The sequence below is a fragment of the Lacinutrix undariae genome (assembly GCF_052934785.1).
The window spans coordinates 2,185,802-2,209,450 of sequence record NZ_CM128809.1; the positions used below are offsets into that span (position 1 = coordinate 2,185,802).

Sequence of the window (23,649 nt, forward strand, 5' to 3'; positions counted from 1 at the left end):
TTATGAGTAATTTATACAATATATGTGTTGTGGATGATGATGTTATTTATCAGTACACGACAATGAAGATCATAGAAATTCTTAAAATATCTAAAAAACAACAAGTTTTTTCTGATGGAGAAAAAGCTTTAGAATTTGTACAACATCATATAGATGACGAGGATGAACTTCCGGATATTGTGTTGTTAGATATAAATATGCCTATTATGGATGGCTTTCAATTTATGGAAGAATATGTGAAATTCTGGACAAAAATAAAGAAGAAAATACATATATATATCGTGTCTTCTTCTGTAGATCCCTTAGATATAGAAAAAGCTAAAAACATGAAAGGTGTATTAGGTTATATTGTGAAGCCTATAAAAACAAACGATATAAAGCAGATAATTGCAACAATGTAAAAATTACTATCGTCTCTGTATATGTTTTTTATTCATTAGGGATAACACCCTTTTCTTTATAATAGATGAGATGTGTGGATGGAGTGTGTTATATTTGTAATAATCAAATATAGTTATGTATGAAAACCACTTTTTATTCACTTTTTTTAATCACCTTAGTAATGAGTTGTACTAGTAAACCTGAAGCCTCAGTTACTGAGTCAATTCAATTATCACAAGACAGTCCGTTTAATGTTGAACTTAATCAATCATATGATTATGCTAAAATAACTGGTGCGTCAATAGACGAGTATGTTGATGTGACAATAAGTAACGTTTTAAGTGATGTTAAAACCATTAAAACACAAGAAACACCTACTTTTGAGAACACATTTATAGCTTACGATAAAGCTTTTAGCGAACTTAGTAAAGCAAGTAATAATGCATTTATGATGTATTGGGTATCTACAGATTCTGTTGTGAGAGCAAAAGGATTAAAAGGATATCAAAAAGTAGACTCATTAAACACAACTATTGTTTCAGATAAATTATTATTTGGTCAATTTGAAAAATTTGTAGCTTCTGCAGATTATTCAAAATTACAAGGTCACCGCCAAAAAATGGTAGATGATGTTATTGGTCGTTTTAAACAATCTGGTGTTAATTTAAGTCATAAAAACTTAGAAAAATTTAAAACATTAACTGCTGAAATTAATGGATTAACAACTCAGTATTCCACTAACATGAATACTGCTAACAAAGTTTTAGTTTTAGATGAAGCTGGGGCTGAAGGTTTGCCAGAAAGTTTTAAAAATAAATACAAATCAGATAAAGGAACTTATGATATTCCGGTAATTAATGCTACCAGAGGACCAATGATGAGTAATCCTAAAAGTGAAAAAACTAGAAAAGATTATACAGTAATGTATGATAATAGAGGTGCCGATAAAAATATTGAAATTTTAGACTCTCTAGTAAGTAAGCGTTACCAAATAGGTAAACTTATGGGGCATAATTCTTATGCCGCTTATAATTTAACGCCTAAAATGGCTAAGAATCCTGAGAATGTTTGGAAGTTTGTAAACGGACTTATAGCTGAATCAAAAGAGAAAGCTGTTCAGGATTTAGAAGTTTTAAAAACAGTAGCTAACGGAAAAGAAATTAACTCTTGGGATTTAGCGTATTATAAAGACCAAATTCTTAAAAATAAATACAAAGTAGATCAAGAAAAAATTAGAGAATACTTACCAATTGAGGCATGTATTTCTGGTATGTTTGATATCTATCAAGAGTTATTAGGATTAGAATTTAGAAAAGCAGAAAATGCTTCGGTTTGGCATGAAGAAGTAGATGCTTACGAAGTGTATGAAAACGGAAAATTAAAAGGACGTTTTTATTTAGATTTATTACCAAGACCAAACAAAGAATCTTGGTTTTACGGGGTGCCATTAACTAATGGTCGTTTAACTTATACAGGTTACGAAGTGCCACAAGCAATGCTTTTAGGTAACTTTACACGCCCAACTAAAGATATGCCTTCATTATTAAGTCATAAAGAATTAAGCACATTATTCCATGAATTTGGACATATTGTTGACGGAATGTCTTACGATGGAGAATTTAGTTTGCAAGCAGATTCTAATTCTGATTTTGTAGAAGCTATGTCTCAAATTTTTGAAAACTGGATTTATGATTATGAAATTTTAAGTTCATTTGCAAAACACTATAAAACAGGAGAAGTTTTTCCGAAGGAATTATTTGACAACATGATGAAAGCTAAAAATGTATCATCAGGTTTAGGAGCGCAAAGTATGTTGCGTAAATGTGTTTATGATATGAATTTATACGATAAATTTAATCCAGCACAACCAATCAATACAGATCAATTATGGAAAGATATTGATGCAGAAATGGATGTGATGAAATGGTATATTGAAGGTACACATCCACAAGGAAGTTGGATTCATGTAAATACGCATCCAACATATTACTACGGGTATTTATGGTCTGAAGTATATGCTCAAGATATGTTTACATTATTTAAGAAAAATGGATTAAGAGATGCTGAAACAGGTTTACGATACAGAAAATTAATCTTATCAAACGGAAGTCAGCGTGATGTTATAGAAGCTGTTGAAGAGTTTTTAGGACGTCCATCTAACAACGAAGCATACATTAAAAGTTTAGGTTTAGAATAAGCTTTTAGGTGTAATTTAATACATAAAAAAAGATGCTCTATTAATTTAAAGCATCTTTTTTGTTTTATAATTATAAGTAGAAATTATCTGTGGTGATAAGGTTCGTTTTTTAAAATAGTAAAACCTCTGTAAAGTTGTTCAATCACAAATAAACGTACCATTTGATGAGAAAATGTCATTTTTGATAACGAGAGTTTACCTCTCGCTTTAGCGTAAACATCTGTCGAAAATCCATAAGGACCACCAATTACAAATACCAATTGCTTGATACCTGAGTTAAAATGTTTCTGTAGGTATTCTGAAAATCCAACCGAGTCTAGTTGTTTTCCATTTTCATCAAGTAGAATTAAAACATCGGTAGCACTTATTTTATTTAAAATGAGTTCGCCTTCCTTTTGTTTTTGTTGCTCTTCACTCAGATTCTTTACCTTTTTTAAATCCGGAATAATTTCAAGATCAAATTTTACGTAAAACCCTAATCGTTTTTGATAATCGTCAATTAAGCGTTGTAAATCTTTATTATCAGTTTTTCCTATCGCAAGGAGTTTAATAGTTGCCATAAGTGAAACATTTTGTAGACATGTTATAAATATATTCTCTAAGTTTTTTCAAGTTTAAGTGATTGTAAGAAAGTTGATTCTCTCTAAAACGACCTTTATCTTGTTGTAAGCGATCAGAAACTAATAAATCTTTAGATGCGGTATTGTCATCATAAATATCTTTAAAAAAACCATTAGGCATATTAAGTAAATTGCTTTCTGCTAACTTGTAATCTGTAGTGTAACCGGTCCAATCTTTTTTTAACATGTCAAAAACAAACTCTTCAGGAAGCTGGCGATATATAAAATAATTTCCGTCAGGTTTTAAAATTAAAAGACCAGATTCGTTTTTAAAAAATACAGAATTTAGTGCTCTTGGGATTTTGTGCCATTTAAAATTCTCGTTTGTTCTTGTGTAGTCTACATTTGTTTTAAAGAAATAAAGGGGTAATACATCTAGTTTTTCTGTTCTCTTAATGCATTTTTTTTGTGTCTTATCAAAAAGTTCACGTTGCTCATTGTACACCTCTAAATCATACGTTAAGGTTGTATTTTTTCCATTAATATTAATTTCTCTAGGTGGTGTTTCTTTAAGTTGCTCGTAACCTAAAAGACTATCAGTATAAGTTATAATGAGTGTTTTGTTATTAAAATCTTTATGTTGTGTAGTGCGACTTAAAAGAATTTTAATTTGACTGTTTGTTGAAGCGTCCAGTTTGCCAAATTTATAATTAGGATACATGGTATTTAATATCAAACTATCATTTTCTTTTTTGCTGCAATGGTATAAAAACGTATTACATTTTCTAAAATATAAAGAACTTTCAACTTGTTGAATGTTTTCGTTAAGAAAAATATTAACTTTACTTTTGTTCTGAGAAAAAAGAGTGCTCGAAACAAGTAAAGTGATTAAAAAGGTTAAGTATTTGGTCATTTGATTGATTTTTGAGTAAAAATAAATAAAAAATAAAGATACCATGATAACTGAGGCTCAATTTAATAAAGAAATAAAATTAATTATTGAAAATGCAATACGTGAAGATGTAGGAGACGGTGATCATAGTTCTTTAGCATGTATTCCAGAAACGGCTCAAGGGAAGGCAAAACTTTTGGTAAAAGATAACGGAACGATTGCAGGTGTAGAGTTTGCAAAAGAGGTGTTTAAATATGTTGATAAAAACTTATCTATAAAAACATATATAAAAGACGGTCAAACAGTTAAAAAAGGAGATATTGTTTTTCATGTTGAAGGATCGTCTCAATCTATTTTAAAGGCCGAAAGATTAGTGCTTAACGCAATGCAACGTATGAGTGCAATAGCAACAAAAACTAAATATTTTGTAGATTTATTAGAAGGTACCGGAACCAAAATTTTAGATACCAGAAAAACGACTCCAGGAATTAGAGCGCTCGAAAAATGGGCTGTGAAAATTGGAGGCGGAGAAAATCACAGATTTGCTTTGTACGATATGATTATGCTAAAAGATAACCATATTGATTTTGCAGGTGGCGTTACAAAAGCCATTGAGCAAACCAAACAATACCTCGTAAATACTAATAGAAATTTAAAGATTATTGTTGAAGCAAGAGACTTAAATGAGATAGAAGAAATCCTTAAAACCGATGGCGTTTATCGTATTTTAATTGATAACTTTAATTTTGAAGACACTAAAAAAGCTGTCGCACTTATTGGTGATACGTGTTTAACGGAATCTTCTGGAGGAATTAACGAAAACACTATTAGAGATTACGCGCTTTGTGGAGTAGATTATATTTCTTCGGGAGCGCTAACGCATTCGGTTTATAATATGGACTTAAGTTTAAAAGCGGTTTAAAATGTCTAAACTTATTGAAGAAAAACTAGCTAAAATCCCTTTAGTAAATGTAATTGTTAAGTTTTTAAAACGCATAAAATTACCAGGTTTGGTAGGGTTGTCGTCGTATGATTTAATTGAACTATATATTACAGGGATTGCAAAAGGCGCGCTAACTTCGCGAGCAAGTGCTATTGCGTTTAGTTTTTTTACAGCTATTTTTCCTTTTCTATTATTCATTTTAATCCTCATTCCTTATATTCCTATTGATGGATTTAAAGGCGAATTTTTGTCTTTTTTAGAATCGTTTTTACCTCCACAAACGTCAGATTTTTTCTTTTCAAATATCTTTGAAAATATCGAAAATTCTCAGCGTGGAGGATTATTATCTTCCGTATTTGTATTATCTATTTTACTAATGGCAAACGGGGTTAATGCCGTGTTTTCAGGTTTTGAAAACTCATATCACGAACAACTTACTAGAAGTGTATTTAAACAATATTTATACGCACTTGGTGTCGCATTAATTCTTGCAGTTTTATTAATAGTTACCGTAGCTGTATTTGGATATTTTGAGATATATATTATACAACCGCTTTTTGATAAATTTAGTGAAGAAGGTTTAGCAAAAGAAGACTCTAGTGTGTTTTGGATTGTTTTAGCTAAATATGTGTTTTTTGTCTTAATGGTTTATATCGCCACCGCAACATTATATTATTTAGGAACCAAAGAAGGTAAGGCTTCAAGGTTCTTTTCGGTAGGCGCGTTGTTTACCACTTTGTTAATTATTACCACTTCATATTTATTCGGAATTTATATTGAAAATTTTTCTCAGTATAATGAGTTGTACGGCTCTATTGGTGCATTACTTATTTTGCTACTTTATTTATGGATGAATTCTAATATTTTATTGTTAGGCTATGAGCTTAACGCGTCATTAAACCGATTAAAAAAAAGTTGCTAGTTTATGTTTTTCCATTTTATAGATATTATTTTACCAATTCCGATAGCGCAAAGTTTTACCTACAGAATCACTGAAGCTGAAGCTGAATTTTTAAAAATAGGTATGCGTGTGTCTGTACCTTTTGGGAAAACTAAAATATATACCGGTGTAGTTTTTAATATTCATACCAATGCACCATTGGTTTATGAAGCTAAAGATATTCATCAGATATTAGACGATACACCTATAATTACACCTACGCAAATTAAGCATTGGCAATGGATGTCTAAATATTATTTATGTACCGTTGGCGAAGTTATGCGCGCCTCTTTACCTGGTGCTTTTATTTTAGAAAGCGAAACTGTAATTACCCGAAATACAAAGAAAGAATTTGAGGTTAATGACTTTTTAGACGATGAGTTTTTAGTATACGATGCCTTATTTTTACAAACTTCTTTAAAAATTCAAGATGTTATAGGTATTCTAGGGAAGAAAAGTGTGTTACCAGTTATTAAGCGTCTTTTAGATAAAGAAGCAATAGTTGTTGAAGAGGAAATGTATGAAAAATATAAGCCTAAATTAGTACGCTATGTTAAACTGCACGCAAATTATACTTCAGAAGAAAAACTAAAAGGTTTATTAGATGAATTAAGCAGAGCGCCAAAACAACGACAAGTAGTTTTTACATTATTTTCGGTGTCAGCCAAAACTAAAAAACCAATAAAAGTTACCGAACTTTCTGAAGCTAGTGGCGCATCATCATCAATTATAAAGACATTAGTAGATAAACAGATTTTAGAAGAATATTTTATTCAAACAGATAGGGTAGAATATACTGGTGAAGAAAATGAATCTTCAAAACAGTTAAATGAATATCAGGAGACAGCTTTAGCTGAAATAAAAACGTCTTTTGAAACTCAAAATATCACCTTATTACATGGCGTAACGTCTTCCGGTAAAACCGAAATCTACGTCAAACTTATTGAGGCTGTTTTAGCAAAAGGCCAACAAGCTTTATATCTATTGCCTGAAATAGCGTTAACCACTCAATTGGTTGTAAGATTGCAAAATTATTTTGGAGATCAGGTAGCGGTATTTCATTCTAAATATTCTTCGCACGAACGTGTTGAGGTATGGAATAATGTGTTAGCTAATTCACCAAAAGCGCGTGTAATTTTAGGAGCAAGATCATCTGTATTGTTACCATTTCATGACTTAGGAATTGTAATAATTGACGAAGAACACGAATCGTCTTACAAGCAATTTGATCCTGCGCCACGTTATCATGCGAGAGATACTGCGATAGTTTTAGCTAGTCTTTTTGGAGCGAAAACTCTTTTAGGATCTGCAACTCCAAGTTTGGAGAGTTTTTATAATGCTAAATTAAAAAAATATGGTTTTGTTGAGTTATTAACACGTTATAATAATGTGATGATGCCAGATATTGAGCTTATAGATATTAAAGATAAGCATAAACGAAAGCGCATGAATGGGCATTTTAGCGATCGGTTGATTGAAGAAATGACACAAACGCTTAAAGATGGTCATCAAATTATATTATTTCAAAATAGACGAGGATATTCACCAATTGTAGAATGTAACACCTGTGGACATTCCCCGCAATGTTCAAACTGTGATGTGAGTTTAACTTTTCATCAGTATAAAAATGAATTACGTTGTCATTATTGTGGGTATTATACGATAATGCCAAAAACGTGTCAAGCTTGCGGAAGTACAGAATTAGATAATAAAGGATTTGGTACAGAACAGGTAGAAAATGAAGTGAATGCTATTTTTCCGGAGTATAAATCTGCCAGAATGGATTTAGATACCACACGAGGAAAATATGGTTACGAAAAAATAATTACTGCTTTTGAACAACAAGAAGTTGATATTTTAGTGGGAACACAAATGCTAACTAAAGGTCTTGATTTTAGAAATGTGAAATTAGTAGGGATTATGAATGCAGATAATATGCTTAATTTTCCTGATTTTAGAGCGCACGAACGTAGTTTTCAATTGATGTTGCAGGTGTCGGGTAGGGCAGGACGTACAGAGGAACGCGGTAAGGTGTTAATTCAAACGTATAATCCACATCACCGTATTTTGCAGCAAGTATCTACAAATAACTATGTAGAAATGTTTAAGGAGCAAATGAACGAGCGTTTTGATTTTAAGTATCCGCCAATGTATCGTTTAATAAAAGTGACTATAAAACATAAGGATTTTAATCGTGTAAATGTTGCTGCAGATTGGTATGCGAAATCGTTGCGCAATGTGTTTGCTGAACATGTTTTAGGTCCAGAATTTCCACCAGTATCTAGAATTAGAAATCAATTTCATAAAAATATATTGATTAAAATTCCACCAAAACAATCGTTGGGTAAAACTAAAGAAGCTATTGTTAAAATTAACAATAGCTTCTTTAGTGTGAAAGATTTTAGGTCTGTACGTGTAATATTAAATGTAGATAATTACTAGATTAAATATTATTTAACGCATCAACAAGTTGAGTTTTTTTATTTCTACTTAAAGGAATCTCATAAGCGCCAACTTCAACATTTTTAGAGTTAAAACGATCTACTTTGTCAAGATTTACAATGTATGATTTATGAATTCTTAAAAACTTACCTTCTGGTAATTCAGCTTCAAAAGCTTTCATTGTAGATAATACAACAAGGCTATTTTCTTCGGTAACTAGTTTTACGTAATCTCCAAGTGCTTCAATCCATTTAATGTCTTTAATATATACTTTACGTTTTTTAAGATTACTCTTTACGAAAATATGTTCCCCGTCAGTTTCATTAAAATCTAATTTTAATTTATGCTGTTCGAGTGCTTTATTAACAGAGATGTTAAAACGTTCTCTAGTGATTGGTTTTTGCAAGAAATCAGTGGCATCGTAATTAAATGCTTTAAATGCATACTCTGTTTTACCTGTAACAAAAATAATTTGAGGCTTGTTATTAAGGACGTCTAGTAATTCAAAACCGTTTAGAACCGGCATTTCAATATCCAAGAATATAAGGTCCACTTTATGAGCATTTAAACCATTTTTGGTTTCTAATGCGCTGCTGTATTCAGCGATAAGGTTAAGAGAAGAATGATTCTCTATTAACTTTACAATTGATAAACGTTGAATTGCTGAATCATCAACTACTACACAGTTTAAAGTCATAAAAATAATTAATTTTAGGTTAAGTTATCGACAATAGTACAAAAAAAAGGGGCAAAAACCAAAAAAATCCGTTAAAGTGTTTTTTTTGTATGTAAATTGAATCGTTATACGAATATATAAATTTAATGCAAAAAACCTTGCTAGAAAGGTTAAATTTATTTATTTTTGCAGCCATTTTTAATTGTAAATACATTTTATATGAATCATTATGAAACTGTTTTCATCTTAAATCCCGTTTTATCTGAAACACAGATAAAGGAAACAGTACAGAAATACGAAGAATTTCTTGTTTCTAAAGGAGCGAAGATGATAGCCAAAGAAGATTGGGGCTTAAAAAAATTAGCTTACCCAATTCAAAACAAAAAAAGTGGGTTCTACCACTTATTCGAATTTACTGTAGATGGTGAAGTTATTACACCATTAGAGTTAGAGTTTAGACGTGATGAGCGTTTTATGCGTTACCTAACAGTAAAATTAGACAAGCATGCAATTGCTTGGGCAGAAAAAAGAAGAACTAGAAACAAACAAAAAGCGTAATTATGTCTTCAATAGAGCAACAAGCAAAAGGAAAAAAAGATGGAGAGATCAGATATCTTACGCCATTAAACATTGACACTAGCAAAACGAAGAAATACTGTCGTTTTAAAAAGTCAGGTATCAAGTATATCGATTACAAAGATGCTGATTACTTATTAGCTTTCGTTAACGAGCAAGGTAAATTGTTACCAAGACGTTTAACTGGAACTTCATTAAAATATCAAAGAAAAGTATCTGTAGCAGTAAAGAGAGCGCGTCACTTAGCGTTAATGCCTTACGTAGCAGATTTATTAAAATAAAATACCAATAACTATGGAACTTATATTAAAACAAGACGTTGATAATTTAGGATTTAAAGACGATGTTGTAACGGTTAAGAACGGTTATGGTAGAAACTTTTTAATTCCTCAAGGAAGCGCTGTTATGGCTACTGCTTCAGCTAAGAAAGTATTAGCTGAAACTTTAAAGCAAAGAGCTTATAAAGAGAAAACTATTATTGATGCAGCTCAAAAGACTGCTGATGCAATAAAAGAATTAGAAATTAAGATACCTTCTAAAGTTGGTTCTGGAGACAAATTATTTGGATCTGTAAACAACATTGATTTAGGAGCTGCTTTAAAAACTGCTGGTTTTGAAATAGACAAAAAGTTTATCTCAATCGCTGGTGGAGCTGTAAAACGTTTAGGAAAATACGATTCAGTAATTAGACTTCACAGAGAAGTAACTATTGATTTCCCTTTTGAAGTTATAGCAGAAGCTTAATCTTAAAAATAAATTTATATTTTAGAGCCTCAATCCTATTGGAATGAGGCTTTTTTAATAACATAATATCACTTAATAATAAAAAAAATGAAATACTCTAGACTAACAAAAGAACAGTTTGAAGAACTTCATCAAGAATTTATAAATTTTTTAGCCACTCAAACTATCACTAGTGAAGAATGGGAAACTATTAAAGTAAACAAACCAGAAGTTGCAGAGCAAGAATTAGATGTGTTTAGCGATTTGGTTTGGGAAGGTGTATTAAGTAAAGTAAATTATTTAGAACATATCTCTGGTCAGCAAATGCACTTATTTCATCTTAAAGAACATGAAATGGAATTAATCGCCATTAAAATTAAAGATGAAACTAAAGATTTGTCTACTGCAGAAGGTTATGAATGGTTTAAAAATAACTTGTTATCTGATGATGTAGAGCTGTTAACAGCAAAGAAAACATATACTGAGGATAAACCTTTAGATAAATTTAAATTAATACAACAAGGTGGTGTGATTACTAAAGGCGATTTATATAATTATTTCTATAAACTGATTAACAGTAAGAAATAATCATCTCATTTAGTGCCAAAAAATAATTAGAATACAGCTTTTAGAAGCTGTATTTTTTTTTGCATTGATGTGTAGTAGTCGTTACTATTTCTCCAGTAGCAGTTACCGTTTCTGTTGTAACTGTTGTGCAAGTAGTATGATCGTTATTATTATAAACCCACAATAATATAGCTGCTGTAAAAGTTGTAATTACAGAAATTAAGATGATAAATTTTGTGTTTTTATTCATATCTAAGCGATTCAACAGGATCTAATTTTGAGGCTTTAATAGCTGGTAATAATCCTGCAATAATAGCCACTATAAATGCAATTGTAAATGCACTAAACATAGCTAACCAAGGAATTGCAAATTCAAATTTTGCTACAACCGCAAAAATATAACCAATTAAAACACCTAAGATAATCCCTAAAATACCACCAAATTGTCCAATAATTATAGCTTCCATAAAAAATTGAGCAGCAATTGTTTTACGTTTTGCACCTAATGCTTTTCTAACTCCAATTTCTCTAGTACGTTCGGATACAGACACAAATAAAATATTTGTTAATGCTATTGAAGAACCAAAAATAGTAATGATACTTATTATCCAGGCTGCAATATACAGGTATTGTGTAATTGAGCCAATACGATTAATAAGATCGTCACTACGCTCAATACCAAAGTTGTTATCTTCAATAGGATTTAAACCTCTTATATTTCTGAACAATAAAATGGCTTCATCTTGTGCACCTTCCAACATGTCTTTTTTGTCAGATTTTACACTCAAACTATAATTAATATTAGCGTTTGTAAATATAGTACGTGCTTTTTGAAGGGGCATTAGCACTCTTAAATCTTGATTATTACCAAATGTAGACCCTTTTTCTTTAAGGACACCAATCACTTTAAATTTAGCACCACGAATACTTATAATTTGATTAATTGGATTGACATCGCTTAAAAGTGCTTTTTTTAAGTCACTACCAATCACACAAACATTATTGCTATTGGCCACATCAAAATAATTTAAAGCACGACCTTCGGTAACTTCTAATCCTGAATTTTGAATAAAATGTTCATTTATACCTAAAACAGATACTTCCGGATCCGTTTTTTCATTTTCGTATTTAACCTCAGCAGTACTTGTTCCGTAAAAAGAAATGGAAGTTGTAGTATAAGGAAAACTGTAAGCGTCCTCAAACTCTTTTACAGCTCTATAACTAATAATAGGGTTTGTTTTTTGACGATCTTTACCGCTTTGTTGTTGTGTGTTAAATTGGTATCGTTGTATATTAAAAGTGTTAGAGCCCATTGAAGAAAAATCGCCAGTAATGGTTTTTTCTAAATTGGCTACAGCACTCAAAATAGCTACCAAAGCCATAATCCCGATAGCGATTATGATAACAGTTAAAATGGTACGTAATAACTGACCTTTTATAGAGTCGAAAGCTATTTTAAAATTTTCTTTTGCAAGTGAAAACATTAACGAGTGGTAATTAAGTTAGAGGTGACTTTATGATAAGACTACAAAATCACAATAAAGTTACTATAAAATTGAAATAACTTACCCTTAGCAGTAAAAATTATAATATTTTTGTAGCTTATTAAGATAAGAAAATGGCACAAAAACCAAGTATACCTAAAGGAACAAGAGATTTTAATCCACAAGAAGTAGCTAAACGTAATTATATTTTTAGTACGATAAAGTCGCAGTTTGAAAAATTCGGATTTCAACCTATTGAAACACCAAGTTTTGAAAACTCGAGTACACTTATGGGAAAATATGGAGATGAAGGCGATCGCTTGATTTTTAAGATTTTAAATTCTGGAGATTATTTATCTAAAGTAAAAGATGATGTGTATTCTGCAAAAGATGCCACTAAAATGACATCTATAATCTCTGAAAAAGCATTACGTTACGATTTAACGGTACCGTTTGCAAGATACGTAGTACAACATCAAAACGAGATTGAATTCCCGTTTAAACGTTATCAAATTCAACCAGTTTGGAGAGCTGATAGACCTCAAAAAGGACGTTTTAGAGAGTTTTTTCAATGTGATGCTGATGTGGTAGGATCAAAATCTTTATTACAAGAAGTAGAATTTATCCAATTATATGACGCCGTTTTTTCAACTTTAAAACTTGAAGGTGTTACTATAAAAATTAATAACCGTAAAATATTATCTGGTATTGCCGAAGTTATTGGTGCACAAGATAAATTAATAGATTTTACAGTCGCTTTAGATAAGCTTGATAAAATAGGTGAGGAGAAAGTAAAAGAGGAAATGTTAGGCAAAGGAATTGCGCAAAGCGGAATTGATAAACTACAACCTTTATTTTCATTATCTGGAAGTTTTGAAACACAAATAGCACAGCTGAAAACCATTTTATCAACTTCAGAAGAAGGGGTAAAAGGTATTGAAGAATTAGAATTTATTGATACCATGATTTCTTCTTTAGGATTGCAAACTGCAACATTGCAATTGGATGTTACTTTAGCTAGAGGATTAAATTATTATACCGGAGCTATTTTTGAAGTTTCTGCACCCGAAGGTGTGAAAATGGGATCTATTGGTGGTGGAGGTCGTTACGATGATCTTACAGGTATTTTTGGTTTAAAAGATATGAGTGGTGTAGGAATTAGTTTTGGTTTGGATAGAATTTATTTGGTGCTAGAAGAATTAAACTTATTTCCAACTACAGTTGATAAAACTATTGAAGTGCTCTTTATTAATTTTGGAGATGCCGAGGCGTTTGCATGTATGAAAGCTTTAAAAGCTGTTAGAGAAGCTGGTGTTAGTGCAGAATTATATCCTGACGCAGCTAAGATGAAAAAACAAATGAATTTTGCAAACAAACGAAATGTACCGTTTGTGATTTTGGTTGGAGAATCGGAATTAGAGTCTAATACGTTTACTTTAAAAAATATGAATTCGGGAGAGCAACAGCAGCTTAGTCTTGAAGACTTAATTATAGCATTACAATAAAAACATTTTATAATATTAAAAAAGTCCCAAAGTAAAATTACTTTGGGACTTTTTTTGTGGTATTGGGTGCTTATTATTTTACAAGAATCTTTTTTGATAAGCTACCTTTATCTGTTTCTAATTTAATAATATAAGTTCCTGTACTTAAATTTTTAATTGTGTATTCTGAATGGTTTGCAATTTCAACAGTATTAAAAGTTTGTATATTTTGACCAATCATATTGTAAAGTAACATTGATTTTATGTTTTCAGTATTAGGATTAATTAAGACAAGATGTTCAGATGTATTAGCGTAAAATACTTGTAACGCATTAAGTGAATTGTCTTCAACACTTAGCGCATTATTTGTTTGATCTCTAAATGTGATTTCATAAGTGCTTAAATGTTCACCTTCAGGAAGGTAAAATTCAAAATCATTTTCACTTAAATTATGGTATATATTAGTTTCTAAATTATGTACATAAACGGTAGTGTTTTCTGATACGTTTTCAAGTTCATCAATCGTTAAAATATTCATTCCCTCAGATAGCATATTAAAACCAATAGGGAAAGTTGTATCGTCATTAGCGATATTACTTCCTTGTATAATATATTTTTGATTTTCAATCATCCAAAACATATCATCCATTTGATCTTCGTTAAGTTTACCGTCATAACCCCAATCTATGTCTGCAGTTGCGTTGTCATCAATAGTTAATAATAGTTGACGTCTTATGGAATTTGATGAGTTAAAACCTAATCTAATTTTCATTCTATTATCTCCTGAGTTGATCGTAACTTCATTTGTATTTGTTGTTGAGCCAGTGTTCGCAATTCTAATAAATACTGAAGCACCTCCGTTAAGATTACTAGTTTCTTTTTCAAAAACCCGTTGTCCGTTATTAAAGTTGATTGTACCACCATTACCTTCTGCAGTTACAAAAAATCCTTGACTTACAGGAATATATCTTCCTGGTCTCTTAGAGGGAACACCTCCGCTTCCTACATCAGGATCTGTTGTGCCTTGAGAGGCTGAAGCTGTTCCTCCTGAAAGATTATAAATACCATAACCTCCTTGATATTCTGCTAAAACATGATTTCCACCTCCCCAATGTTCCCAGAAATATAGCGTACCATTTGTAGCTCCTGTACCATTAATAATTGGTCCGTTATCAAGAATAAATTGATTAGCATCAATAGCTGAAGGATAAGGATTACCAACTAGATAATCATTATTAGCATTAATAGTAAGATTAATATCACCATTATTTGGTTTCCCTGTAAAGGTGTAATTTTGATTATCTAAAATTGAATTTGCAGTTGGGTTTGGACCTTTCATAGTAAACCCTTCACCAGCATTAATATCTCCAGAACTTCTAATATGTTGCCATGAAGAATAATCATCTGTAGTTTGATTGGCAAATTTCCAGATCCAATAATTTGCTATTTTTACAGGTGTTGTGTTTGCCCCGTCATAACCTGAATTAGAAAAGTTTATTGCAAGATTATCATCTGTAATTACATCTGTAACGTTGTATTTATTATTGTTGGTTACTGAATTTAGTTTCCCTACTGGAGATGACCAATAGTTATAGGTGTAAGTATCTTGTGTACCTTGTTGATCGCGATCTAATCGTCCTTCACTATTTACATCAAAATCACTATCTTTAGTTTGTATTAATTGCGATTCGCCTTCTAAATCTATTTTTGCATTTGGTTCTCCAACACCTAATGCTAAATAATGAGATATTGTAATTCCGTTTCCTGTATAAGTTTCATGATCTCCAGGTACTGTTAGTGTATTATCATCTACAAATAATCCAAGTACAGATCTGTTGTCATTATTTACGGTAGGTAAAGTTGAATTTTCCATTGTAATATTATGTGATGTTTCCACAATATTCCAATCTATAGTTTTTGTGTTATCAACAATTGAAGTTGTTCCTGGTATGGTTTGCATATCTCCATTTGTCCATGTACTACTTGTGTTCCAATTTCCATTTGAATTTGAAGTGTAGGGTAGTGGTGCGGTTTGTTTATCTACCGTTCTTAGATATCTTAATGCACCTTGGTTTCCGTTTCCAGATTCGTCTTTAGTGTTGGTATATGTGTATGTTGTCATAGGGTAATATCCAGCTAAGGCATTCCACGGAAGTGTGCTAACATCATTTTTTGTAGGTGTTATATTTCTATTTATAAAATACGACCCTCCAATAAAATTACTGTTATTAGCAAGTTCTTGGTTCATAATAAAATGCAACTGATCTTCTGATATGGCTTTATCCCAAACACGAACCTCATCTATATTTCCTTTAAAGAAATTTGTAGGTGTATTTTTGTTTGCTGCACCAATATAAAATGATTGTGATGTAGTTGCAGGAGCATTTAATGTGCTTGTAGTATCTGCAATACCATCTATATAAAGCGTTGCTATTCCAGATTTATAAATAATAGCAACCTGATGCCATTGATCTTCAGGAATTACAACAGAAGATGTAATTGTTTGGAGTAACGAAGTCGCATCATACCAAGTTGCGTTAAGGTGACCTGTAGCTGTGATATTAAAATCGTAACCTTCGGTAAAAGGTTGATTTCTTTTAGAAAGGATTGAGGTGTTTTCAGAACCACTTTCTCTATTTATCCATGATGAAATTGTAAACTCTGAGGTGTTTAAATTTAAAGCGTTTTCCATGTCTACATAATCTGAACTTCCGTTGAAATATATAGACCTTACATACACACGCTCTGGAGCCCATCCAAAGGTGATGTATTTGGTACCATCAAAATCATATTTTGTGTTTAATATAGCTTCTCCTAACTCGTTTGTGTCTTCTTCCATAATGCGGTAATCTGCTGTTGGACCAAAGTTTGGCGTATCGGAAATGAACATTAAATACTCACCATTAGGAGGAGTTGCTGTTCTTACAGCGCTTTTAAGAATAGCGACCTCAACTGTAGGGATATCTCCTCCTTTTTCAGTCACTTTCCAGGTTCTAGCAATACCATTAAATTGTACATGTGTTCCTCCTGGGATTGCAGGAGTAATTGCTGTACTCATATCAACCTCAACAACTACGGCAGGATCATCTAAATCGACACCATCATTACCCCAAACTAAAAATTCTTTGTCATTTATAAAGGTGTCAGGATTTAAGTTATTAGTATCGTATATTGTTGAAAGTCCTATGGTAAGTACACCTTGTGCTCTAAAGCTACCATCAAACTCTTTATTAACGCTTCGCGATTGTTTTTGTAGTAATTTTGAAGCATCGTCCCGTCCAATACCAGCAATATCATAATTAAATACATCGTTTGTACTTATTCCTGTATTTACATCCCAAATTAATGTACCGTCACTATCTACATAGTCTTGCGAAGTTCCGTTTATACCTAAAGTGATCCCATATTTTATGCCTAAATACGATTGAATACGGTTACGTTGTTGTGTTAAATTAACATCGTTTTTTCTTGAAGTATAAGTGATTATTTCGCAAACTCTAGCATTTAATGTTGCTTCCCAACCTTCACTACGTCCAATCCAATATCTAGAATTTTCTACATGTAAAAATTCTGCAAGATCATTTTGTCCTGTTTCAATATCATTGGCATTATAATATAGTTCTTGTTGTGTATTACTTGTGTTTGTTCTGGCGTTAATAATTCCTACGTTATCATAAGTTGTATTTGGTCCATCATAAACGGCATAACCATCACCGCTAGTTCTATCATAAGTATCAATAGCAAAACATATAGTTTCGTTATCTACACGACCAGTATATTTTCCCATTCCAATACCTGTAGCATCGGTAGTATTTGTTGTAAAGTCAGCATCTCCACAAAAGGCATCCATAAAACCAAAATCTTTATTTAATTCTGTATCATCAGGAATTAAAACTAAAAAAATGTCTTGTGTGTATAAGCCGCTTGTACCTTCTAAAAATTGAGTATTTGTATTATCAAAAGAATAATCAGTATCTAAGCTGTAGGTAGCGTAAGTATTGTCAAACTCTACTACAGGATTAAAGTTTACATTTCTTGTGGCATTATCATAATATGTTGGTTCTTGCCCAGGAGTATTTACTGTAGCGTCTGCGCCATTACCTTTGTCTAACCATAGTGATACTTGGTCTCCACTGGTATATGTATGTCCGTCATTTCCTTTTAGCCAAAGTGCTAAATCACTAGTTACACCTCCTGGAGCAGGATTGGTTGTTATGTTAGTTCCTGTACCTGCAATGGTAAACGTGTAAGGGTTTTCATTGCTGTCATTATTATCAATAGATATTATTGCTGAAACCTCCATAGTTGATAATGGTGTAAATCTGACAATAAATGTTTTTGTATCTCCTGGAGCGACTGTATTTCCTGTAGGTTGTGTAATAATTGTAAAAGCTGAATTTCCTGAGATGTCTACAATTGGAGTGCCTCCTGTAAGGTTTAAAGTTGCAGTTCCCGTATTTGTAATTGTAAAGGTATGGTTTTGAGTGTTACCAATAGTTGTAACTCCAAAATGTGTGTCGTCATTTTCAATAGGCGTAGTATCGCCGTTAATTATTTCAATATTTGCACCCGATAATTTTATTTCTGAATTATTCTCTTGAGTACGTAGGTTAATAATTTGTATTTCGTGCTTCATGTTATTTCCGCTTCGGTGCGACCAATGAGCAGCTTCTGTAGTAGAATTAAAATAAAAATTTCTCCAACCTCTTCCGTAAGCAACTCCCGTACCGCTTGTTATAGAAGTACCTACAATTAAAGCTTCACTTGTTGATATTAATGCTGCCGATGTGATATCAATTGGGGTTTCTCCAGCCGTATTACTAGTGTTATTTGATATTCTAGTTACAGTAATATTAGGGTTGTTGGCAACATGCACAATATGTCTGTCTGTATTACCATTAGCATCATGAGCTGAATCAAACTCCCAAGCTACGGTACTATTATCGCTTCCAGGTTTCATTATTGGCCAATTATCTGATAATGCTTGATTAATGTCATTGTCATTCATATTTCCTCTATGTTGAGAAAATATAATGGTATTTTCCCAAGCACTTACAGATACAGTATCTCCTGTTCCGTTTGCATTTTCTTTAAGAGTTATATTTCCGGTATCAGCGCTAACTCCTGTTGAGTTTCCGTGAGCGATAGTCCAGTTTGCTCCTGTAAACTCTACTAGTGTCACATAAACGGTAACATTACTTGCGTTAGCCCCTTTTTGTAGTCTTAAAGTAGTCGCGTTTTCTAAATAAGCAATGGCTGTTCCCGAATCTGCTCCAGCTGATGAATCATCAGATATAATTCCTGTTATAAAAGGGATGCAGTTATTAGCGTTTGTAACTCCAGAAAGTGTTTGAGTAACACTACTATTTGTTCCATCAAGGGCTACTTGATAACGTCCTCTTACTATAAATTCATTATCACCACCTGATACACCTGTATACTCCCATACTGATGCACTAAACTGTGTGTTATTGTTTGTAGAGTTTCCTTGTCTGTGAAAATTAAGAGTATTGGGTGCAGTTAATGTTACAGCACCAGACATATCTCTAATACTTTGATTTATATCATTTTGATCGGTGCGCCCTGCTTGAGATTTTCTATTATTGTTGTTTAATACAAAAGCACTGTTAAGAGAGGAAACAGAAGTAATTGTTTCTGTTTTTCCATTTCTAGGAACACTAGATTGTACATGTTGAATGTTGAAATCTTGTGAAAATGAAGTTTGACATATTAATAATAAACTAATTAATAGAGCATACTTTCTTATTGAATGAGGGATAGAATTCATAAGCAGATAGTTTTTGGGAGAATTTGATAATCAAATATAGGATTAAAATCTATAAAATGCAATTTTTATCGATAAACGGTATGTTTTTTTGTGAATTAAAATAAATTTAGTTTTTAAGGTTTGAAATAAGGTGTTTAATTTTTAATAATTCGTTTAACTGTATATGTGTTTGTGCTGAGGTTAATAATTTTAATAAAGTATGTGCCTGAGGCTAATTTATTAAGATGATTTATTTTTAATAGATTATTTAAAGGTGTTACATCTTTAAGATTTAAAACAACACGTCCGCTAATGTCATACATGTTAATATTTACAGTATTTGTTGTGTTTTTAAACTTGATGTTAATAGTGTTTGTATATGGATTTGGGAAAATTAAAATAGTATCATCCATACTGTTATCAGTGATAGATAGTGCTGGGTCTATAATATTAACATTGTAATCTTCAGTTTCGCCATAGCCATAAGTTTCACATGTATTGTTTATAGTATTACCCGTACTATCGTAGTATTTTAAAATGACACGCATTCGTGTTATACCTGTTTTTGCAATTGTAGAATTTGGTATAGAAAAGGTATTGCTTACAGGATTGTTTTTATTAGAATTTGTTTCAAGAATATTTTCTGATGTTTCAAATATTCCATTTTTATTAAAATCTATCCAAGCAGAAACGGCTTCGTTATATTGATTTCCAGGCCAAGATTTACTTACCGATATGGTATTGTTTGTTGAGTTAATATTTAAATCAGCAAAAAGCGAAATGTTTGTAAAATCTGAATACCCTGAAGTTGTGCTATTTTGGGTATTATTACTAATTCCGTTTACGATAACATTACTAATATATTCGTCTTCAATACTACTTCCTAAAGAGGCACAATAACTAATACCTGTAGTTGTAAATTGTTTATCGCTAGAATATAAAGTGCTATTTGTTCCGCAGTAAGATTTTACTTGAAATTGGTATGTGGTTTCTGGATCTAAATCTGAAATTGTATAAGGATTAGTAACATTTGTAATTTCTGTCCAGTCATTTGCGCCTGTAATTTTATACCTAATATCAAAACGATCTGCTGTAGTTGCTGTCCAAGATGCATTTGTAGATGTGCCATCGGTGTATGTAACCGCTAAACTTGTTGGTGTAGAAAGTGTTGATGGAATTAATGAAATTGTACCTAATGATTTTGTTTGATAATTGGCAATAGTTTCCGCAGTAAGCGTTATTGATTCATAACAAGGCGCTTCAATTAAAATATCATAAGTTCCTGCGTATACAGGTCTATAAAAATTACCAAAAGGTAAGCTACTTACAGAATGAGAACCTGTATTGTCATGACCAACAAGCGTTATGGTGGCTTCAATTGGTGTATTAGAAATTGCATCTGAAACGGTACCTGTAAAACCGTATGTTCCCTGAATTAAATACTCAATTAATGCCTCTTTATTGTAGTTCCAAAAATCGTCTAATTGGCTTGAAGGCGGTGTTTTAGCATCAGATAATTCTATGGTGATTTCTTTACATTGGTAATAAAAATTCATGTAATCTTGTCGACCTCCAAATACTTGGTACCAATCTGCTCCTTCAGTAACTCCTGGCCATTGGTGGTTGTCATATTCTGCATCCATATAGCCACTAGAACCATCATTTTGACAATTTACAGCGTATTCTTTTCCTGTTAAGAAAAACCAATCTGTGTCTGCATGATTATCGTAGGTATTATCAAAAGGGTAATTTACAACTTCTACGCCTCCATGAAAATTTGCAGATAACACAAAGTGTGTGTTTTCGGCTAAGGTCATAAAATGTTGTGTTTCTAACTCGTATGCTGTATGCCCATTTGAGTGTGCTCCTGCAACATTGTCTGGATAATTTCTGTTTAAATCAATATTATTAGCGTTAGCTCGTCTTGCATTTGTAACAGATGTATTTGAGCTGCTATTATAATATGTACCATCTGGATTAGCCATTGGGTTGATCCAAACTTCTGAGTTATCAATTAAATTTTTAATTCTGAAATGATCGGCATGAGAAGTGTCTTCATAAGCAGTAATGAAATAGTCTATTAAATCTAGCATTAACGGATAGCCTGTAATTTCATCACCATGAATAGATGAGGTGTACATTACTTTTGGTTCTGCTTCATCGGTTAATATATTATCCGATAACTTAATAAAAAGTAAACGTTTATTTCCTCCAGCTGCACCTTCGGTTGTTCCTCCAATATCAATTAACTCACAAATGCTTGGGTGATTGTCTGCAAAAGCTTGCATTTGGGTAGCATAATCTGAGTAAGTAGGATAGGAGGTTAATGGAAAAGATAGTGGGTAAGTTGTATTTGTACTATTTGTTGAGGTAATTTGATTAGACATTATAATTCCGTTGTTAGAATTATCTTCGTCATTAACTTTAATATCAATCCCTAATGTTTGAAATTGATTAAACTCACTTTCATTGGTCCAAACTTTTACTGTATTTGTTTCAGAATCATAATTAATTATAGACATGTTTTGTGTCATTTCAATTAATTCAGAACTATTTTCTACATGAAAACTAAAAGTAACCTCGCCTTTATTAGTAATGTAATTTTGAGCTTTTTGTAGGTGTGTTAATTGTGCACTTATACTAAATGAAATTAACAGAAATATAGCAGAGATTAGTGTAGTTTTTTCCATAATTTAAATTGTAATTTATTTAAAAGTATGGTGTAATATATCATTTAATTTCTTATAAAACCTTTAAAAAGCATAAAAATACGATTAACGGCTATACTTTACCTTTTCTTAATTTTTAGTTAATGTATGAGTAATAGTTTTTTAGTCACTGTTTTGTCATTAGTGTATACGTTAACAATAACATAGTTTCCTGAAACGTTATTTATAGGTAATTTATAGTTGTTTTTATTAATACTTGTAGTCGATGAAATTTCTTGACCATTTAAATTATAAAGTTTTAAACCTGTAATAGATGTTGAGTTATTTGTTCTGATATTTAACTCTTTTGATGATTTAAGGTACTGAATAGTAGGTTCTTGTGTGTTTATGTCACTTGTTGATAATGTAGTGCTATTTGTTTCAAAATTGATAACGTTAATGTTGTCTGAGAACGTAACATAAAAACGATCTTGATAATCTCCAGTTGGTAAGTTATTTGTGTAATTACTATCAACAATAGATGTAAATGTATCTAATAATGCATCATAGATGTAAACATTTATTTCAGATTCAAAGTTTTCTAAAGAATTTAATGAAATTTGAAACTCTCCAGTGTTTGTTAAAAATAAACCTAAAGGATATTGCTTGTAATTAGCGTATTCTCCTACACCTTGAATTACATAATTTTCATCTTCAATAACCCAGTTAAGATCATCATCTAAATCTTGAAAATTTAAAGCATCATATCCGTAATCCACTCCATCTGAAGCAATGTTGTTGGAAGTGAATCCAATAAGTATTTGCTTTGTGTAGTTTAAAGGCGTTTTAAAATCTATCCTTACACGTCGGATAGTATTATTAGTTGAAGAATTTGTACTAGAATTAGCAGTATTTACAAAGCTAAAAGTTAGTAATAATAACAGTAAGTAGGTTAATTTATTCATTTGATTTGGTTTTAAATGAATTAGTATTGATTTGGTTCCACAAATATATCTTTTTAATTAAATTAAAACCTACGAAATACATAAATAATCGATGAAATACATAAAACAAGCTTGTTAACGTAGGGTTTTTCGTACAAAAAGATACTTTTTAACAGAAAAAAGACAACGTTCGTGGTTTTCATTTCGTTTTTTAATTGAAAAATGGGGTAATATTCTACAATAATTTTCTTGTTATACGATCTTGTATTGGTTTTTATCTTCAGATATATTTATAGCAGAAATTTTTAATTCACTAGATAAAGACGTGTTTGTAGTATTCCAAGATGTAACGACTCGAATTGATATGTTTATTAAATAAAATTCACCAAACTATAAACATAACAAACTCATTTTTTATTATATAT

At 31.5% G+C, this 23,649-nt stretch carries 18 protein-coding genes; 10 read left to right on the top strand and 8 right to left on the bottom strand.

Going from position 1 to position 23,649, the window contains the following annotated elements:
• Positions 1–2 precede the first annotated feature (2 nt).
• Positions 3–401, top strand: a complete 399-nt coding sequence (locus ACU4C5_RS09705) for a response regulator (protein ID WP_446844011.1) — start codon at positions 3–5, stop codon at positions 399–401.
• A gap of 119 nt (positions 402–520) precedes the next feature.
• Positions 521–2,578: a M3 family metallopeptidase gene (locus ACU4C5_RS09710; protein ID WP_446844012.1), complete on the top strand. Its 2,058-nt coding sequence runs from the start codon at positions 521–523 to the stop codon at positions 2,576–2,578.
• An 83-nt stretch (positions 2,579–2,661) separates the two neighbouring features.
• Here the strand turns inward: ACU4C5_RS09710 and rlmH are convergent, their stop codons facing one another.
• Both rlmH and ACU4C5_RS09720 read right to left on the bottom strand, forming a co-directional pair.
• Entirely contained in the window at positions 2,662–3,138 is a 477-nt protein-coding gene (gene rlmH / locus ACU4C5_RS09715; protein WP_446844013.1) for a 23S rRNA (pseudouridine(1915)-N(3))-methyltransferase RlmH, read from the bottom strand.
• Positions 3,125–4,051 carry a hypothetical protein gene (locus ACU4C5_RS09720; RefSeq protein WP_446844014.1) on the bottom strand — a complete coding sequence of 309 codons (927 nt, stop codon included), beginning with the start codon at positions 4,049–4,051 and terminating at the stop codon, positions 3,125–3,127. Before ACU4C5_RS09720 ends, rlmH begins: the two co-directional genes overlap by 14 nt.
• Positions 4,052–4,094: 43 nt before the next feature.
• Between ACU4C5_RS09720 and nadC the strand changes: the two genes are divergently transcribed.
• The 3 genes from nadC to priA are packed head-to-tail and all read left to right on the top strand — an operon-like array spanning position 4,095 to position 8,355.
• Positions 4,095–4,952 carry a carboxylating nicotinate-nucleotide diphosphorylase gene (gene nadC / locus ACU4C5_RS09725; protein WP_446844015.1) on the top strand — a complete coding sequence of 286 codons (858 nt, stop codon included), beginning with the start codon at positions 4,095–4,097 and terminating at the stop codon, positions 4,950–4,952.
• A 1-nt stretch (position 4,953) separates the two neighbouring features.
• Positions 4,954–5,895 (top strand): YihY/virulence factor BrkB family protein, encoded by a 942-nt coding sequence (locus tag ACU4C5_RS09730; protein ID WP_446844016.1) that lies wholly within the window; start codon positions 4,954–4,956, stop codon positions 5,893–5,895.
• Between the two features lie 3 nt (positions 5,896–5,898).
• Positions 5,899–8,355, top strand: coding sequence for a replication restart helicase PriA (gene priA / locus ACU4C5_RS09735; protein WP_446844017.1), 2,457 nt, complete (start codon positions 5,899–5,901; stop codon positions 8,353–8,355).
• 1 nt (position 8,356) lies between these two features.
• Here priA and ACU4C5_RS09740 read toward each other — a convergent pair whose 3' ends face one another.
• Positions 8,357–9,052 carry a LytR/AlgR family response regulator transcription factor gene (locus ACU4C5_RS09740; protein ID WP_446844018.1) on the bottom strand — a complete coding sequence of 232 codons (696 nt, stop codon included), beginning with the start codon at positions 9,050–9,052 and terminating at the stop codon, positions 8,357–8,359.
• A 198-nt stretch (positions 9,053–9,250) separates the two neighbouring features.
• Here ACU4C5_RS09740 and rpsF point away from each other — a divergent pair, with 198 nt between their 5' ends.
• The 4 genes from rpsF to ACU4C5_RS09760 all read left to right on the top strand — a co-directional run bounded on the left by rpsF (position 9,251) and on the right by ACU4C5_RS09760 (position 10,918).
• Entirely contained in the window at positions 9,251–9,589 is a 339-nt protein-coding gene (rpsF, locus tag ACU4C5_RS09745; protein ID WP_446846449.1) for a 30S ribosomal protein S6, read from the top strand.
• Between the two features lie 2 nt (positions 9,590–9,591).
• Complete coding sequence (rpsR, locus tag ACU4C5_RS09750) at positions 9,592–9,888, top strand: 30S ribosomal protein S18 (protein WP_446844019.1); 297 nt, start codon at positions 9,592–9,594, stop codon at positions 9,886–9,888.
• 13 nt (positions 9,889–9,901) lie between these two features.
• Positions 9,902–10,351 carry a 50S ribosomal protein L9 gene (gene rplI, locus ACU4C5_RS09755; RefSeq protein ID WP_446844020.1) on the top strand — a complete coding sequence of 150 codons (450 nt, stop codon included), beginning with the start codon at positions 9,902–9,904 and terminating at the stop codon, positions 10,349–10,351.
• Between the two features lie 87 nt (positions 10,352–10,438).
• Positions 10,439–10,918, top strand: coding sequence for a DUF6495 family protein (locus tag ACU4C5_RS09760; RefSeq protein ID WP_446844021.1), 480 nt, complete (start codon positions 10,439–10,441; stop codon positions 10,916–10,918).
• Between the two features lie 40 nt (positions 10,919–10,958).
• Here ACU4C5_RS09760 and ACU4C5_RS09765 read toward each other — a convergent pair whose 3' ends face one another.
• Together ACU4C5_RS09765 and ACU4C5_RS09770 are read right to left on the bottom strand one after the other, a co-directional pair.
• A complete protein-coding gene (locus ACU4C5_RS09765; RefSeq protein WP_446844022.1) occupies positions 10,959–11,147 on the bottom strand; it encodes a hypothetical protein in 189 nt (62 codons plus the stop codon).
• Positions 11,140–12,381 carry an ABC transporter permease gene (locus ACU4C5_RS09770; protein WP_446844023.1) on the bottom strand — a complete coding sequence of 414 codons (1,242 nt, stop codon included), beginning with the start codon at positions 12,379–12,381 and terminating at the stop codon, positions 11,140–11,142. The genes ACU4C5_RS09765 and ACU4C5_RS09770 overlap by 8 nt, the downstream gene beginning before the upstream one ends.
• 134 nt (positions 12,382–12,515) lie before the next feature.
• On the opposite strand from ACU4C5_RS09770, the gene hisS reads away from it, so the two are divergent.
• Positions 12,516–13,886: a histidine--tRNA ligase gene (hisS, locus tag ACU4C5_RS09775; protein WP_446844024.1), complete on the top strand. Its 1,371-nt coding sequence runs from the start codon at positions 12,516–12,518 to the stop codon at positions 13,884–13,886.
• A gap of 73 nt (positions 13,887–13,959) precedes the next feature.
• On the opposite strand, the gene ACU4C5_RS09780 is transcribed toward hisS, so the two are convergent.
• From ACU4C5_RS09780 to ACU4C5_RS09790, 3 genes are all read right to left on the bottom strand, one after another.
• The gene (locus ACU4C5_RS09780) at positions 13,960–19,653 is read right to left on the bottom strand and encodes a DUF8202 domain-containing protein (protein WP_446844025.1); all 5,694 of its coding nucleotides are present in this window, start codon (positions 19,651–19,653) and stop codon (positions 13,960–13,962) included.
• 134 nt (positions 19,654–19,787) lie between these two features.
• Entirely contained in the window at positions 19,788–22,322 is a 2,535-nt protein-coding gene (locus tag ACU4C5_RS09785) for a M14 family zinc carboxypeptidase (protein WP_446844026.1), read from the bottom strand.
• A gap of 119 nt (positions 22,323–22,441) precedes the next feature.
• Positions 22,442–23,245 (bottom strand): T9SS type A sorting domain-containing protein, encoded by an 804-nt coding sequence (locus tag ACU4C5_RS09790; RefSeq protein WP_446844027.1) that lies wholly within the window; start codon positions 23,243–23,245, stop codon positions 22,442–22,444.
• Between the last annotated feature and the right edge of the window lie 404 nt (positions 23,246–23,649).